We start from the raw sequence: 14,646 nt of genomic DNA on the forward strand, positions 1-14,646 counted from the left end.
AAATAAATTAATCAAACGCTGAAAATCAACATTGAGGTTAAACTTAGCCTTAACGTTAAAAAAAGCCGTCCAAATTGGACGACTTACTCGGTCTGTACGGAGAGAGAGGGATTCGAACCCTCGCACCACTTACGCAGTCTAACCCCTTAGCAGAGGGTCCCCTTATAGCCACTTGGGTATCTCTCCAAAAAATAAAAAATGGCTCCCCGAACAGGACTCGAACCTGTGACAACTCGATTAACAGTCGAGTGCTCTACCAACTGAGCTATCAGGGAAGGACGAACACTAATATATCATTTATTATTAACGGTGTCAAGCGTAAACAGCTGCAGCTTCCCCCTGCACCGGCCGCACGCATACTTCCCGGGATCGAGCCTGCGCTTGCGCAAATATTCTTTCCCGCAGCTCACACACCGAAGCTGGTACCGGTACGGTTCCGCGCGTCCCGCTTGCGGCAATGCCGTACAAAAGCGGCTCCCCCCCACCTTCTTCAGCAAGCTTTTGAAATCATCATCGCGGTGCTTGTATCCTTTTCGGGCCAAATGCAGATGATAATGACAAAGCTCGTGCTTGATGATTTTCTCCACTTCATCCTCACCATATGTCTCATACTGCAGAGCGCTGATTTCGATATCGTGGGTGCGTGTAAAATACCTCCCGCCGGTCGAACGGAGCCGAGTGTTGAACCGCGCCTGGTGTCGAAAAGGAACACCGAACGACGCCAAAGAAATTCGTTCCACCCAAGCTTGCAGCTGCGCATCGTTCATTCGTTATCCTCTCCCGATTTTTTTGCTGGTATCCACTTGAATTTGTACCTTATCTTAGGCTACACTGTCAAGTAAAGATAAGCGGCTTTACGAAAGAGGGGAAATATGCATGCCAACCATGAGGTACGGAATCCTGAAATCACCGAACGAAATCCGGTTTGTCGAAATGCCGTCATCCCATATGTATCAGCTAACCGCGCTTCACCAAAGGTTACATAAAGAAGCGGATAAGCTAACCGCCGAGGACATCCCTTCCCTGCCCTGCCTCATCGCCGAATGCGATAACCTGGAAGCGGTTGACCCGCGGTACGCCTCTACGAACGGACTTGACTACATAAACGAATTGGAGAAAAAGTTTGCCGCAATCCAGGAGACCAAATACCCGCTGGTGTCTCTGCTGACGGAAATCCGCGCCCTTCAGGCGCAGCTTGAGCAGTGGTACGAAGAAGAATTCGAGTAACCCGTCAAGCGGACCTGCACCATTCGCCCATTCCTTCCATATGCTGATATAAGGATTCAGGAAGGGGCTGGAAGCATGCCGCAATGGCTTAGCAATCAATTGATGCGTGCCTTTTACACCAAAAACCGCCGGCAAATCCGTCTGCTGAACGATTGCTGGTTTTTTTACCGGTCGAAACGTACGGATGCCGAACTGTTCACCTCCAAGCAGGGAACCAAAAAAAGATAAAATAAAAAGAGCATCTGAAGAGATCGCTTCTCATCAAATGCTCTTTGTCGTTCTACTCGCCTTTCGGATTCTTCATCGTCAGGCTGACTCTGCCTTTTTTCAAATCCACACCCAACACCCAGACTTTCACAATATCGCCTATGGAGACGACATCCATCGGATGTTTTACAAAACGGTCGGCCAGCTGGGAAATATGGACAAGCCCGTCATTTTTAATGCCGATATCCACAAAAGCCCCGAAATCAATCACATTACGCACCGTTCCCTGCAGCTCCATACCGGGCGTCAAATCCTCCAACTGCAGCACATCCGTACGGAAAATCGGCGGCGGCAGTTCCTCCCGAGGATCCCTACCGGGCCGCTGCAGGCTGTCCAAAATATCCTTCAACGTAGGCACACCCACATTCAGCTTCACAGCCAGTTCGTCCGCCTCCACCTGCTTCAGCTTCTCCCTGAGCTCGGCAGACCCTAACTGCTTCAGCTCCATCCTAAGCTCGCCGAACAGCTTATCCACCACATCATAGGATTCCGGATGGATCGGAGTGTTATCGAGCGGATTCTTGCCGTCACTGATCCGGAGGAATCCCGCACACTGTTCAAAAGCCTTAGCGCCCAGTCGGGGCACCTTCTGCAGCTGGGCACGGGTGGCAAACTTGCCGTTCTCCTCACGGTATTTCACCACATTCTGGGCAAGTGTCGCATTAATGCCGGAGATATAGGATAAAAGCGCTGCAGATGCCGTATTGACATCCACTCCCACATGGTTCACCGCCGACTCTACGACTCCCTTCAAGCTCTCGTCCAGCCGCTTCTGCGACACGTCATGCTGATACTGGCCGACCCCGATCGCTTTTGGTTCGATTTTGACCAGCTCGGCGAGCGGATCCTGCAGCCTTCTCGCGATGGAAATCGCACTTCGCTCCGCCACGTCCAGATCCGGGAACTCTCCCTGCGCAAGCTTGGACGCCGAATACACGCTGGCGCCCGCCTCGCTGACAATAATGTAATGGAGGCTCGGCTTTTTCATCTCCCCGATCAGCTCCGCGACGAACTGCTCCGTCTCCCTGGAAGCCGTGCCGTTGCCGATGACAATGAGCTGTACGCCGTATTTTTCGATGATGGACTTGAACTTTGCCTTGGCTTCCGCGACTTTGTTGTTCGGAGGTGTAGGGTAAGTGACGGCGACTTCCAACATTTTGCCCGTCTCATCCACTACAGCGAGCTTGCAGCCTGTCCGGTAGGCCGGATCGACCCCAAGCACCACATTCCCTTTCACAGGGGGCTGCAGCAATAAATTCCGCAGGTTCTCGGAGAAAATCCGGATCGCCTGCTCTTCGGCTTTTTCCGTCAGCTCGTTGCGCACTTCCCTTTCGATGGAGGAGGCGATGAGCCGCTTGTAGGCGTCCTCCACCACCGCTTGAAGCGTGTCTCTGACAATGGAAGGACCTTTTATGTATTGGCGCGCAATGTACTCGTGGATCTTCTCCACAGGCACTTCCAAATAAACCTTCAGCACATCTTCCCTCTCGCCCCGGTTTATGGCCAGAATCCGATGGGGCGGCAGCTTCCGCACGGGCTCCTGATAAGCATAGTACATCTCGTACACCGAATCCTGTTCCGCATCCTTTGCTTCCGTCCTTACCGCTCCCTGGTCAAAAGTAAACTTCCGCACCCAAGCCCGCACTTTCGCGTCGTCGGCGATATTCTCGGCAAGGATATCCATAGCCCCCTGGACGGCTTCTTCGGCGCTATGGACTTCTTTCTCCGCATCGACATACTTCGCCGCCTCCTCCGCAAGAGTCCCCATCTTAGGCTGCGCCATGATCCACACGGCCAGAGGCTCGAGTCCCCGCTCTCTGGCGACGCTGGCACGCGTTTTGCGTTTCTGGCGGTAAGGCCGGTACAGGTCCTCTATCTCCTGCAGCTTGGCTGACTGCTCTATGGAGGCTCTCAGCTCCTCCGTCAGCTTCCCCTGCTCGTCAATCAACCGAATCACTTCCAGCTTGCGGTCCTCCAGGTTTCTCAGGTACTGCAGCCGTTCCTCCACATCGCGCAGCTGGTTCTCATCGAGCTCACCTGTCATTTCCTTGCGGTACCGGGCGATAAAAGGAATCGTATTCCCTTCGTCCAGCAGCCCCATGGCAGCGCGCACTTTAGTCACCGGCAGCTGCAGTTCGGCCCCGATCTGCTCGAGCATACGTTCTTTTCTTTGGGCGGCCTGCTGCTTCGCGATTTTGGGATCTTCCTGTGTATGTGTGTCAACCAGTTCTTTATCCAAAACAAACCATCCTTTGCTTAAATCTTAAGACTGACTATTTTCCTATACGCGCCGCTTATTTCCAGCTCAGAACCGATACTCCCACCAAAATAATTCCAACCCCAACCCAACGGGTCACAGGGATCGTCTCATTAAATAAATACAGCGCGATTATCATCCCTGCCACGTAGGCCAGACTTTGTAAAGGATAAGCAAGGCTCAGAGGCAGCCGCGACAAAATCGCCAGCCATAAAACCGTCGCTATACCGTAAAGAAAAACGCCTGAGATGATGTAGGGGGAGAACAGGATTTTCGACAGGTTGGAAAGCTGAAAACTCCCGATTTTATTGAGGCCTAGTTTCCAAAGAGTTTGTCCCGCGACCAAAAGAATGATGTTGGAGATAATTAAGAACACGTTAATTGCCATGTATGAATCCCCTATCTTATTTTCTTTTACCACAAAAAAAACGTCTTGCGACGTCTCCATGCTTGCTATTGATATGCCTTCCACCCGCTAAAAATCAATCAGCCCGACGCTAATCTGCAGCGCATCGTTGACCTTACGCATGGTTTCTTCATCCAAGTGAGTAATTTTGTCGGTGAGCCTTTGCTTATCGATCGTGCGGATCTGCTCCAGGAGAATGACCGAGTTTCTGTCAAAACCGTGAGTTTCCGCGTCAATTTCCACATGCGTGGGCAGCTTGGCCTTTTGGATCTGCGCGGTGATGGCCGCGATAATGACCGTAGGGCTAAACCGGTTGCCAATGTCATTCTGAATGATAAGAACAGGCCGGATACCGCCCTGCTCCGAGCCTACGACGGGGGACAAATCTGCGAAAAATACATCGCCACGTTTGACAATCAAGGCTACACCCCGCTAACTAAGCGGTCCAGCGTGACTTCCGCGTCTTCCTCCGCCTGAAATGCCTCCGAGGCCATATTAAGATTGATCTTTGCCATCTCCATATAACCGCGCTGCATCGACTCACGCAGGTACCTTTTCTTTCTTTCCAGGAGGTAAAGCTTCATAGCTTGACGAATAAACTCGCTCCGATTGGAATTTTCCGCTTCCACGATCCCATCTACCTCCTCCAGCAGTTGGTCTGGCAGGCTGATCATGATTCTTTTCGTAGTATTATGCATTATTACTAATCGCACCCCCACATAACGACCCAATATTACCATTATGACGATAATGAAGCAGAATTATACAAAAGCAAGTATATGCATAGATACAGCAATTATGATATACACTTCTTCAATTTTGCACAAGCTATACTATTCGATACAAAAAGACAAATTCCTCTTTAGCATATAAGAATTCTATCAAAATTTACATCTCCAAATGTTTCCACACCTCTGTGCCCCTTAAGGATTAAGCGGATTTACCACCTTTATGGCGGCGCCATCCCGCATATAAATGCGCGGCACCCGATGCGAGATCATGCAGGTAACTTCATAATTGATCGTGCCAAGCCGGCTGGCAATTTCGTCCGCGGAAATGGTTTGATCTCCCTGCTTGCCGATCAGCACCACCTCATCGTGAAAATCGCAGCGCGGGGCGTCCGTCACCTCGATCATACACTGGTCCATGCAAATTTTGCCGACGACAGGATATCTGCGGCCGTGCAGCAAAGCCTCCGCATTTTCCGTCAGCATGCGTGAGAAGCCGTCGGCGTAGCCTATGGGCAGCGTGGCGATCCTCTCGTCTTTGCTAGTGTGATAAATTGTGCCATAGCTGATGCCAGAGCCCGGAGGAAGCGTCTTGACCATCACGACAGCTGTTTTCAGGCTTAATACCGGCTGAAGTTCTACCCGCTCCCTGTTCACTTCGTCCGAAGGATACATCCCGTACATACTGATGCCAAGCCGGACCATATTATAAGAAAGCTCGGGAAGCTCTATGGCTGCTGCGCTGTTTCCAGTGTGAAGCAGGTCGAAACGGATTCCCCTTTGTGCAAAATAATCCACAATCCGCTCGAAACGGCTGTACTGCTCGAACGTATAGGATTTGTCCGCCTCATCAGCGGCCGCAAAATGAGTGAACAACCCCTCCACCAACACATTGGGCAGTTGAAGCGCCTTTTCGACGAACCTCTGCGCATCCTCTTCCTTATAAAGGCCGATTCTGCCCATTCCGGTGTCCAGCTTGATGTGGATTCTAAGACGCTTTTCGTTTTTGAGGCTGGTAAGAGCCTCCAGAACATTGTCGCTGTACACAGCCAACGTGATATCGTTCTCCGCCGCTGTCAGCAGCCCCTGCGGGGGCGTGTAGCCCAGAACCAGAATGGGAGCTGTAATACCCGCTCTCCGCAGTTCCAGCGCTTCGTCCAGGAAAGCCACCGCCAATCTGCTCGCGCCGCAAGCCAATGCTTCCCTTGAAACCTCAACGGCCCCGTGCCCGTACGCATTCGCTTTAACGACCGCCATAATATTCATCGTCTTGGGCAGTATTTGCTGAAAGCTTTGGATGTTATGGCGAAGGGCGTCCAAAGAAATCTCCACCCTTGTGGGACGGTAAAACGAGTCCACCTTGTTCACCTTCTTCATAAAATAAACCGATAAAGGGAAGCCGTCCGACATCGCAGACCCTTCCCCTTATCGATCTCTTGTACCGATCATGGACCGACAGTATTTATGTTAATCGGTTCCCGCCGCTCTGTCAATGTGAACATGGAAGTTACTTACCCATCTGCCCCTGCACGGCTTGAGCTACATGAATCATGTCAGTCATAGGCAAATCCCCGCTGGACAATCTGAATTCAACGCCGTCAGACATCCAGGTCAGGGTCTTCATATCCGTGCCTGACAGTACGCCAAACCCGAACCCAAGATCAACCAGATCTGCCGACATTGATGTCGCCGTTTGAGCCAAAGGCCGGGACTCCACAAGGTTGTAGTTGAACTTTCCGGAGTATCTCAGCATGATCGCCTTCTCATCGCCTAACTTAATCTCGGTTACGTCCCGCTGCGCAACACCCTTTGGCAAGTACTGCGGCTCGATCACACCGAACTGCTGCGCTGCGGCGCTTCCCCCGCCAGTCGTCGTCTTGACCGCGTCTCCCTGCTTCGCTCCCGCATCCGCCTTGCCGCCGCTCACTCCCGCTCCCGCCGCCGCCTTACCCGCGTCTCCCTGCTTCGCTCCCGCATCCGCCTTGCCGCCGCTCACTCCCGCTCCTGCCGCCGCCTTACCCGCGTCTCCCTGCTTCGCTCCCGCGTCCGCCTTGCCACCGCTCACGTCCGCGCCAGTCGCCGCCTTACCCGCGTCTCCCTGCTTCGCCGCTACATCAGTCTGGCCGCCGCTCGCATTCAGACCAGAAACATCCTTGCCCAGCCCCAGCGTCGGAAGCTTCTGAATATTCCAGCCAGTCAAATTCCGCTGCATTTGAAAAGAATCCTTATCAAACTTCCTGCCGAACTCAAATTTCGTAAAATTCACATCCACCATCACATTCGCATTGGAATCGAGGACCTCGACCTGCCTTGGAGCCAAATTCTTTTTATCCAGCCAAATTTTCTGGCGGGCCAACGATCCATTCTGATAGTTCGCGAGCACATTAAACACATAATTTTTATCATCGGTCGTAAACTGACGGTCATTATCATTGAGAATACTGTGGGCCAGCGACTGGAACAGATACACCTGCCCCTGCTTTTCAGGCCACTCGCTTTGGAAACGGAAGCTTTTGTTCAGATGCGGAGTGAGCACAAACACCCCTTCATCGTTTTTCAGGACAATCTGCGTAATATCCTTCTTCTCATTCGTTAAAGCAATGCGATAATAATGAGGGTTCTGATACCAAACTTCGACCTGATACTCCTGAGGCTGCTGCCCCGTATGAAGCACCATCGTTCCCGAGCCTTGGTAGCTGTCCAGCTTATTGATCACACGATCCAAATCCTTTACTACCGCGCCTGCATCTTTTTTTCCACAGCCCGCCAGAACCAAGGCCAGACTCATTATGACAGCTAATACCCATGTGACCCGACGCATTCCATCATCCCCTCAATCCCATGAAATTACATACTGGTACATGTCTATGAGAGGACTTGGACGATTATGCAGACTAGCCGGGAGTTCTGCCCTATTAAAAAAAGAAAAGACCGGACACAGTCCGATCCCTCACTTCACAAAAAAATAAATCCACCCAACGATAATAACCGCCCATAGAATGGCCCCGAACAGGACCCCAAAAACAATTCCTTTGCCTACAGCCAAACTGTCCTCTTGGCGAGGATCATCCGGTTCGTACATTGCGATACCTCCTGTTACTTTTCTATCTATCAGACAGTATTAGGAGTTTTGGATGTAAATATACTTGGCCGCAGGCTTTCAATAAGCATTCTTATTTATAAGTCCGTTCACTATCGTTTTCATAATAATCTTCATATCCATAACAAAAGACCAATTTTCTATATAAAAAATGTCATGCTGGATTCTATCCTCAATGGAAGTATCCCCGCGCAGCCCGTTCGTTTGGGCCCAACCGGTGATCCCAGGCCGAATATGATGCTTAATCATATATTTAGGCACATCTTCTTTAAATTGTTCCACGAAAAACGGACGCTCCGGCCGCGGCCCCACCACACTCATATCGCCTTTCAAAACATTGATGAACTGCGGCAGCTCATCCAGACTAGTTTTTCTCAAAAACGCCCCGAACCTCGTCCTTCTGGGGTCATTTTCCACCGTCCAGCCAGTGTCGGACACTTCTTTGGGAAGAATCTTCATCGTACGGAACTTATACATCATAAAATTTCTGCGGTTGAGGCCCACCCTTTCCTGCTTGAACAGGACCGGACCGGGCGACGTAAGCTTCAGTCCAATTACAATCAAACACATCAACGGCAGGACAGCAATCAAAGCAGCCAGAGAGAAAGTAATATCAAACGTGCGTTTTATAAACCGGTTTCCAGCTTCATCCAACGGAATGTCCCTGACATTGATCAAAGGAATCCCCGCAAAATTATCAAAATAAGGCTTCGCCGGCAGAAAATCGAAAAAGTCCGGAATAATTAATGTCTTTACCCCCGCTTTTTCGCAGGTATTAATGATCTGGGCAAATTTCTTGTGAGCCGCCAAAGGAAGAGCGATAATAACCTCATCAATCATGGTTTTATGTAAAATGTTCTCCAGTTCGTCAATCTTACCGATGATTTGCTTGTAATTGGCATACTTTTCTTCATGGCTGTCGTGGAAATCATCCAAAAACCCAACCACATCATAGCCCAACTCCGGATTGTTAACGACATTCTCGTAAAACCTTCTGCCCAGCGATCCCGCACCCAAGATAAGTATGTACTGTTTGTTATAGCCCTTTTCTCTGAGCTGGATTAGTGTGGCTTTGACAATAAAGCGGTAGATGATCATAAAAATGATATTGTTTACCAGAAAAAGCGTAAGATAATGCCGCGACACGTTGATTTCTTTAAAAACGAACAAAATACTGATCAGAATCAATAAGCTTAAAATATGAATTTGAAGGATTTTAAAAACTTCATAAGAGAACTTCTTCTTCCTCTTAGGAACATAAAAATTGAGGAAATACGCAATTCCTATCGCAACTACAGCATAGACGGATGTCCAGAAAGTATACCGGGCAAAAGGAAGAGGATTCTCATAAGCAATCCATCCGCTTTGAAATTTCAACCACCATGAAAAAACAAACACCGCATGAATACAAAGAAAGTCAAAAAACGAGTAAATCTGTGGTAGTAATCCTTGCCTTTGCCTTAACACGATTGTTCACCTCACGGAACCAAAACGGTTTAGTAAAAGAGAAAGTCCCAGCTTAACCCAAACCCCGGCATATACGAGACTATTAACGACCCAGGAATACTTTTGCCTGTAATGCTTTCTGTGAAACAGAATCATGGCCCTATGGAATTCATATATGATTTTAAAAGGCTTCCTCCGGCTGCTGGCACCTTTGTAATGGGTAATTTGCGTACGTGGGTAATAATAATTCTCCCATCCGGCCTGCTTAATACGGTAGCACCAATCAATATCCTCGCCATACATGAAAAATTCCTCATCCAGCATCCCCACCTGCTCTATCACTTCGCTCCGAACCATCATAAAAGCCCCCACCAGGCAATCTACCGGATATTCTTCGTCGGGATCCAGGTAGGACAGCTGGTATTGGTTAAACCGCGGGTTCCGAGGAAACCACTTACTGATGCCGAAAGCGTAATAGAACGACGCCGAGGGTGTAGGAAACCCTCTACGACACGCTTTATCTAAAGATCCGTCAGGAAGCACCACCTTGCAGCCGGCAGCACCCACCTTAGTGTGGGAATCCATAAAACGAATCATGATGTCAAGTGAATCTTCTTCTACAATTGTATCTGAGTTTAATAATAGTATGTATTTTCCAGATGCAACTTTCATGGCTTGATTGTTCGCTTTTGAAAAACCAACATTCTCCGCATTTTCTATAATCTTCACAGATCGGAAACTCTGCTTTACTTTTTCAACAGAATCATCTACAGAGGCATTATCTACTAGAATAACTTCATATTCATATTTCGTTTTGGAACGATAAATGGACTCTAAAGTGTTTAATGTTAAATCTCTAGTGTTATAACTAACAACCAAAATACTTAAATACATGAAATTTTCCCCGAAAAAGTTTATTTGCTTTTATTATAGCATGAAATCCCGGGAAAGATTAAAAAAACTCCCTCATTAGGGAGTTTGGTTAGGACCAATGTAATTTATTAACATTGCTAATGACCGTTCATCTTTGGATAGACCAGTTTTAGAAGGAATGTAATCATGATCGACTTCAAGTTGGATATCAACTTGTTTTCCATCATTCTCAAAAGCAGACCTTTTAACAGTATACTCAAAAGATTTATCCTCTGTAAACGTTAACTCACCGATAACTTTTTTATTTACCAGAACATTTATTTTAACTTCCTTTATGTTCTCATCCGCTTTTTTGTGTAATGAGAAAGGTATATATCCTTTAACCAGAATATCATTAGCTTGGGGAACAGTGATTAGAATATCCGATTCTTTTTTGACCCAAACAGCTTTTTTGCCGTTGTCTCCCTCAATTTCATATGTTCCCTTATATACCTTTTTTAAGTCCGTGTTATTATCCCACTTATTGGCGTCAAAATACTCCACCGCAATTTGTTTCTCGCTTTGAGCTGGTTGATCTTGTTTGTTAGATTTAGTATTTTGTTGTTTACTAACCAATTGAGTTTGAGCAGATTCTGTTTCATACCATTGATAGTAAAAATAAACAAAACCGGCACCTAAGACAAGAAAAAGAAGGGATTTTATGAACCTTGAAACGATAATTTTCATGATGACCCTCCATTTCCTACTACCGTATTGCTCATTCGGTTTCGTTTATAAACTCTTTCAATGCATCCTGCCAATGTCTTAATTCTTCAAACCCATTGATTCTTATGGCCATATGATCCATTGCCGAAAAAGCCGGTCTTGGAGCTGGCCTTGGAAACTCAGCAGTAGTCACAGGGTTAACTTTTATTTGATTAAAGCCAGCCTCTCTAAATATCGCTTCTGCAAATTCATGCCAAGAACAGACGCCGGAATTAGACACATGATAAATGCCGTAGTACTCGGTTTGGATAACCCGTTGGATAAATTTAGCTAAATCCACTGTGTAAGTTGGTGAACCGACCTGGTCTTTAACAACACTCAGTTCACTACGATCCTTAGCCAAATTCAGCATTGTTTTAACGAAATTTTGCCCATACTTGCCATACACCCAGGACGTTCTAAGTATAAAATATTGGGTTGACAAGGACTTAACAAATTCCTCACCGGCCAATTTAGAACGACCATATACCGTGATAGGGTTGGTTTGGTCATACTCTTTATAAGGTATACTAGAAGTGCCGCCAAACACGTAATCCGTACTGATATAAACAATTTTGGCCCCTATTTTTTCAGCAGCTACTGCTACATTTCGAGTCCCTATAGCATTGACTTGGTAGGCTCTATCTGAATCTGACTCAGCCAAATCTACCTTTGTATAAGCAGCACAGTGAATAATAACATCAGGTCTGATGTGATCTACTTTATTATAAACTGAGAATTGATTAATGATATCCAATTCTTTACTCGAGTAAGAAAAAACTTCACAACACTCTTTTAATAGAAGAGTAACATCTGTCCCCAACTGACCGCTGCCACCAGTAATAAGAATTTTCATAAATACCTCTGCTATCGTTTAATGTATTGCTGTTCATAGTAATTCTGATAATCACCGTTTATGATGCGTTTCCACCAGTCTCGATTGTTTAAATACCATTGAACTGTTTCAGTTATACCCGTTTCGAACGTATACTTTGGTTTCCAACCCAACTCATTTTTAAGTTTTGTCGCATCTATTGCATAACGCTTGTCGTGACCTGGTCGGTCTTTTACGTATTTAATAATATCTTCCGATTTACCCAAAAGTTCAAGAATCTTCTTCACTATATGGATATTCGTCCTTTCATTGTTCCCGCCGACGTTGTACACCTCTCCATTCGCACCTTTATGGAGTACCAAGTCAATGGCAGCACAATGATCTTCAACATGTAGCCAATCGCGAACGTTTAAGCCGTCTCCATACACTGGAAGTTCTTTGTTATTCAGTGCATTAATTATCATTAATGGAATCAACTTCTCCGGAAAGTGGAAAGGGCCGTAATTATTAGAGCATCTCGTAATATTTACAGGAAAACCAAACGTTTCATGGTAGGCTCTAACAAGCAGATCAGCTCCCGCTTTACTAGCTGAATAAGGGCTATTAGGGGCTAGCGGTGTTTCCTCAGTAAAATACCCAGTATCACCTAGACTACCGTAAACTTCATCCGTTGATACTTGCAGGTACTTTTTCACCCCGTATTTTTTTGAAGCGTCCAAAAGTACTTGTGTACCCATTATATTGGTTTTAACAAATATCTCCGGGTCTGTGATACTCCTATCTACATGTGACTCAGCTGCAAAATTTACTACATAGTCAATCCCCTCATGGAATAGAGAATCTACTAATGCAGCATCTACTATATCACCTTTTATAAATTTATAATTGGGGCTTTGCTCTACACATTTAAGATTTTCTAAATTTCCAGCGTAAGTTAAAGCATCCAAATTAATAAATTGATAATCAGAGTATTTTTTAACCGTGTAATTAACAAAGTTACTGCCAATAAAACCCGCACCGCCGGTGATAAGCACTCTCATAATTAACTACCTCTCAAAATTGTTTTCTGTATTCCGCATTAACGGGTGCTTGGAATCTTTATCCGATAGAATTGGTTTAGTAGTTGGCCAATCAATCCCTAGATCAGGATCGTTCCACAACATACCTTTATCATGTTCAGGGGAATAATATTCATCCACTTTATAAAGAACTTCTGTATTTCCAACAAGGGTGCAAAATCCATGGGCAAACCCTTTAGGAATTAAAAGCTGTCTTTTGTTTGATTCACTAAGAATAACTCCTACCCACATTCCATAGGTTGGTGAATTCTTACGAATATCAACGGCAACATCATAAATAGCACCTTTAGCAACTCGAACAAGTTTGGTTTGTGCTTTAGGATTCAATTGATAGTGAAGTCCGCGCAATACACCTGCTTCCACCGATAATGAATGGTTATCTTGAACAAAAATCTGGTCTATTCCTTGTTGATCGAATTTATTTTTAGTGTAACTTTCCATAAAAAAACCTCGGTGATCCTGGAAAGAATCAGGTTCAATAATCAATACGTCTTTAATATTTGTTACTATTACTTTCATCTTATTTTCACCCACTTAAACCTTCAATTTTCCAAACTCTTTACCGAAGACTATATTTTTAGCAAGCTCGTTTGCTTTGGACAGTGATGCATGCGTTCCGGCATCGGTCCACCAGCCTTCCAGTACATCATATGTTAATTGTTTCCTATTGATATAAGCATTGTTCACATCAGTGATCTCAAGTTCTCCACGATCAGATGGCTTAAGTGTCTTAATAATGCCGAATACATTACTATCAAACATATAAATTCCAGTAACAGCAAAGCTGCTTTTTGGATTTATAGGCTTTTCTACAATGGAAACAATTTTATCACCATCAAGTTCTGGCACTCCATACCTAGATGGATCATGTACCTCTTGAATAAGAATCTTTGCACCGTTTCTCTGATTCCTAAAATTGCTAACAAAAGGGGCAATAGAGTCAGAAAATACATTATCCCCCAAGATAACCACCATTTGATCATTACCTACAAAATGTTCAGCTAAGTCCAGTGCTTGCGCAATTCCACCGGCTTCATCTTGCACTTTGTATGTAAACGTTACTCCCATTTCTCTTCCACTGCCGAGCAGGTTAACTACATCACCCATATGATCTTTCCCAGTAACAACAAGAATATCTTGAATGTCTGCTTCCTTCAACTTATTTACAGAATGAAAAATCATTGGATATCTACCGACGGGAAGCAAGTGTTTGTTTGTGACTTTTGTTAATGGATATAGACGTGAACCCGTTCCTCCTGCCAGAATGATACCTTTCATTTAAACATCTCCCTAGCACTCTAATGTTATTGGTTTTTAAAAACAAACTTTTTATTTAATATAAAAGAAATAATAGCGATAGGTATCATAATTAGAAAGCCTGAGTAATAAATATTCAAACCATAAACTAACAATATTTTTAAAAATGATATTTGTAATAGATACACAATTCCATAAACAAATAAAAATTTATATAACAATGCGTTACTTTTAGTGTTAAAAACAAGCCTTCCTGTCGTCTTGTAGTTAAATAATACTCCTACAATTGTCGATACCAAAGAAGCTAATGAATAATGTAAGTGAACAAAAATGAGCAATGAAAACATTCCATATCCAAAAAGGGTATTCAAAATACCTACTAATATAAATTTGACAAACTGATTCTTAAAAAAATTTATTAGCATAA

At 45.5% G+C, this 14,646-nt stretch carries 18 protein-coding genes and 2 tRNA genes; 2 read left to right on the plus strand and 18 right to left on the minus strand.

Annotated features, from left to right (window positions below; translation table 11 throughout):
- Positions 1-97 precede the first annotated feature (97 nt).
- The 3 genes from ACZ5N7_RS12465 to ACZ5N7_RS12475 form a co-directional block, all read right to left on the minus strand.
- Positions 98-186 (minus strand) — tRNA-Ser (locus ACZ5N7_RS12465).
- Positions 187-199: 13 nt separating this feature from the next.
- Positions 200-275 (minus strand) — tRNA-Asn (locus tag ACZ5N7_RS12470).
- Positions 276-293: 18 nt separating this feature from the next.
- Positions 294-767 carry a SprT family protein gene (locus ACZ5N7_RS12475; protein WP_464654559.1) on the minus strand — a complete coding sequence of 158 codons (474 nt, stop codon included), beginning with the start codon at positions 765-767 and terminating at the stop codon, positions 294-296.
- Between the two features lie 109 nt (positions 768-876).
- Between ACZ5N7_RS12475 and ACZ5N7_RS12480 the strand changes: the two genes are divergently transcribed.
- Both ACZ5N7_RS12480 and cmpA read left to right on the plus strand, forming a co-directional pair.
- The gene (locus tag ACZ5N7_RS12480; RefSeq protein WP_464654560.1) at positions 877-1,227 is read left to right on the plus strand and encodes a hydrolase/acyltransferase; all 351 of its coding nucleotides are present in this window, start codon (positions 877-879) and stop codon (positions 1,225-1,227) included.
- A gap of 75 nt (positions 1,228-1,302) precedes the next feature.
- Positions 1,303-1,455 (plus strand): cortex morphogenetic protein CmpA, encoded by a 153-nt coding sequence (gene cmpA / locus ACZ5N7_RS12485; protein WP_464654562.1) that lies wholly within the window; start codon positions 1,303-1,305, stop codon positions 1,453-1,455.
- Between the two features lie 52 nt (positions 1,456-1,507).
- Here cmpA and ACZ5N7_RS12490 read toward each other — a convergent pair whose 3' ends face one another.
- From ACZ5N7_RS12490 to ACZ5N7_RS12560, 15 genes are all read right to left on the minus strand, one after another.
- On the minus strand, positions 1,508-3,688 hold the full coding sequence (locus ACZ5N7_RS12490) for a Tex family protein (protein WP_464659261.1): 2,181 nt from the start codon (positions 3,686-3,688) through the stop codon (positions 1,508-1,510).
- 100 nt (positions 3,689-3,788) lie between these two features.
- Entirely contained in the window at positions 3,789-4,139 is a 351-nt protein-coding gene (locus ACZ5N7_RS12495) for an EamA family transporter (RefSeq protein WP_464654564.1), read from the minus strand.
- 87 nt (positions 4,140-4,226) lie between these two features.
- Positions 4,227-4,577 carry a type II toxin-antitoxin system PemK/MazF family toxin gene (locus ACZ5N7_RS12500; RefSeq protein WP_464654566.1) on the minus strand — a complete coding sequence of 117 codons (351 nt, stop codon included), beginning with the start codon at positions 4,575-4,577 and terminating at the stop codon, positions 4,227-4,229.
- 2 nt (positions 4,578-4,579) lie between these two features.
- Positions 4,580-4,897, minus strand: coding sequence for a CopG family ribbon-helix-helix protein (locus ACZ5N7_RS12505; RefSeq protein WP_464654568.1), 318 nt, complete (start codon positions 4,895-4,897; stop codon positions 4,580-4,582).
- Between the two features lie 183 nt (positions 4,898-5,080).
- On the minus strand, positions 5,081-6,244 hold the full coding sequence (alr, locus tag ACZ5N7_RS12510; RefSeq protein ID WP_464659263.1) for an alanine racemase: 1,164 nt from the start codon (positions 6,242-6,244) through the stop codon (positions 5,081-5,083).
- Positions 6,245-6,392: 148 nt separating this feature from the next.
- Positions 6,393-7,706, minus strand: coding sequence for a LolA family protein (locus ACZ5N7_RS12515; RefSeq protein WP_464654570.1), 1,314 nt, complete (start codon positions 7,704-7,706; stop codon positions 6,393-6,395).
- Between the two features lie 129 nt (positions 7,707-7,835).
- Positions 7,836-7,967, minus strand: a complete 132-nt coding sequence (locus tag ACZ5N7_RS12520; protein ID WP_464654571.1) for a hypothetical protein — start codon at positions 7,965-7,967, stop codon at positions 7,836-7,838.
- A 78-nt stretch (positions 7,968-8,045) separates the two neighbouring features.
- Entirely contained in the window at positions 8,046-9,452 is a 1,407-nt protein-coding gene (locus tag ACZ5N7_RS12525; protein WP_464654573.1) for an undecaprenyl-phosphate glucose phosphotransferase, read from the minus strand.
- Between the two features lie 6 nt (positions 9,453-9,458).
- Positions 9,459-10,325, minus strand: a complete 867-nt coding sequence (locus ACZ5N7_RS12530; RefSeq protein WP_464654575.1) for a glycosyltransferase family 2 protein — start codon at positions 10,323-10,325, stop codon at positions 9,459-9,461.
- A 75-nt stretch (positions 10,326-10,400) separates the two neighbouring features.
- Positions 10,401-11,030 (minus strand): hypothetical protein, encoded by a 630-nt coding sequence (locus tag ACZ5N7_RS12535; protein WP_464654577.1) that lies wholly within the window; start codon positions 11,028-11,030, stop codon positions 10,401-10,403.
- A gap of 31 nt (positions 11,031-11,061) precedes the next feature.
- Positions 11,062-11,904, minus strand: a complete 843-nt coding sequence (rfbD, locus tag ACZ5N7_RS12540) for a dTDP-4-dehydrorhamnose reductase (protein ID WP_464654579.1) — start codon at positions 11,902-11,904, stop codon at positions 11,062-11,064.
- Positions 11,905-11,915: 11 nt separating this feature from the next.
- Positions 11,916-12,923 carry a dTDP-glucose 4,6-dehydratase gene (gene rfbB, locus ACZ5N7_RS12545; RefSeq protein ID WP_464654580.1) on the minus strand — a complete coding sequence of 336 codons (1,008 nt, stop codon included), beginning with the start codon at positions 12,921-12,923 and terminating at the stop codon, positions 11,916-11,918.
- Between the two features lie 6 nt (positions 12,924-12,929).
- Positions 12,930-13,481 carry a dTDP-4-dehydrorhamnose 3,5-epimerase gene (rfbC, locus tag ACZ5N7_RS12550; RefSeq protein ID WP_464654581.1) on the minus strand — a complete coding sequence of 184 codons (552 nt, stop codon included), beginning with the start codon at positions 13,479-13,481 and terminating at the stop codon, positions 12,930-12,932.
- A gap of 15 nt (positions 13,482-13,496) precedes the next feature.
- Positions 13,497-14,240, minus strand: a complete 744-nt coding sequence (locus ACZ5N7_RS12555; RefSeq protein WP_464654582.1) for a sugar phosphate nucleotidyltransferase — start codon at positions 14,238-14,240, stop codon at positions 13,497-13,499.
- Positions 14,241-14,266: 26 nt separating this feature from the next.
- Positions 14,267-14,644: a GtrA family protein gene (locus tag ACZ5N7_RS12560; RefSeq protein ID WP_464654584.1), complete on the minus strand. Its 378-nt coding sequence runs from the start codon at positions 14,642-14,644 to the stop codon at positions 14,267-14,269.
- Between the last annotated feature and the right edge of the window lie 2 nt (positions 14,645-14,646).

This window comes from Paenibacillus sp. JCM 18996, assembly GCF_055392555.1.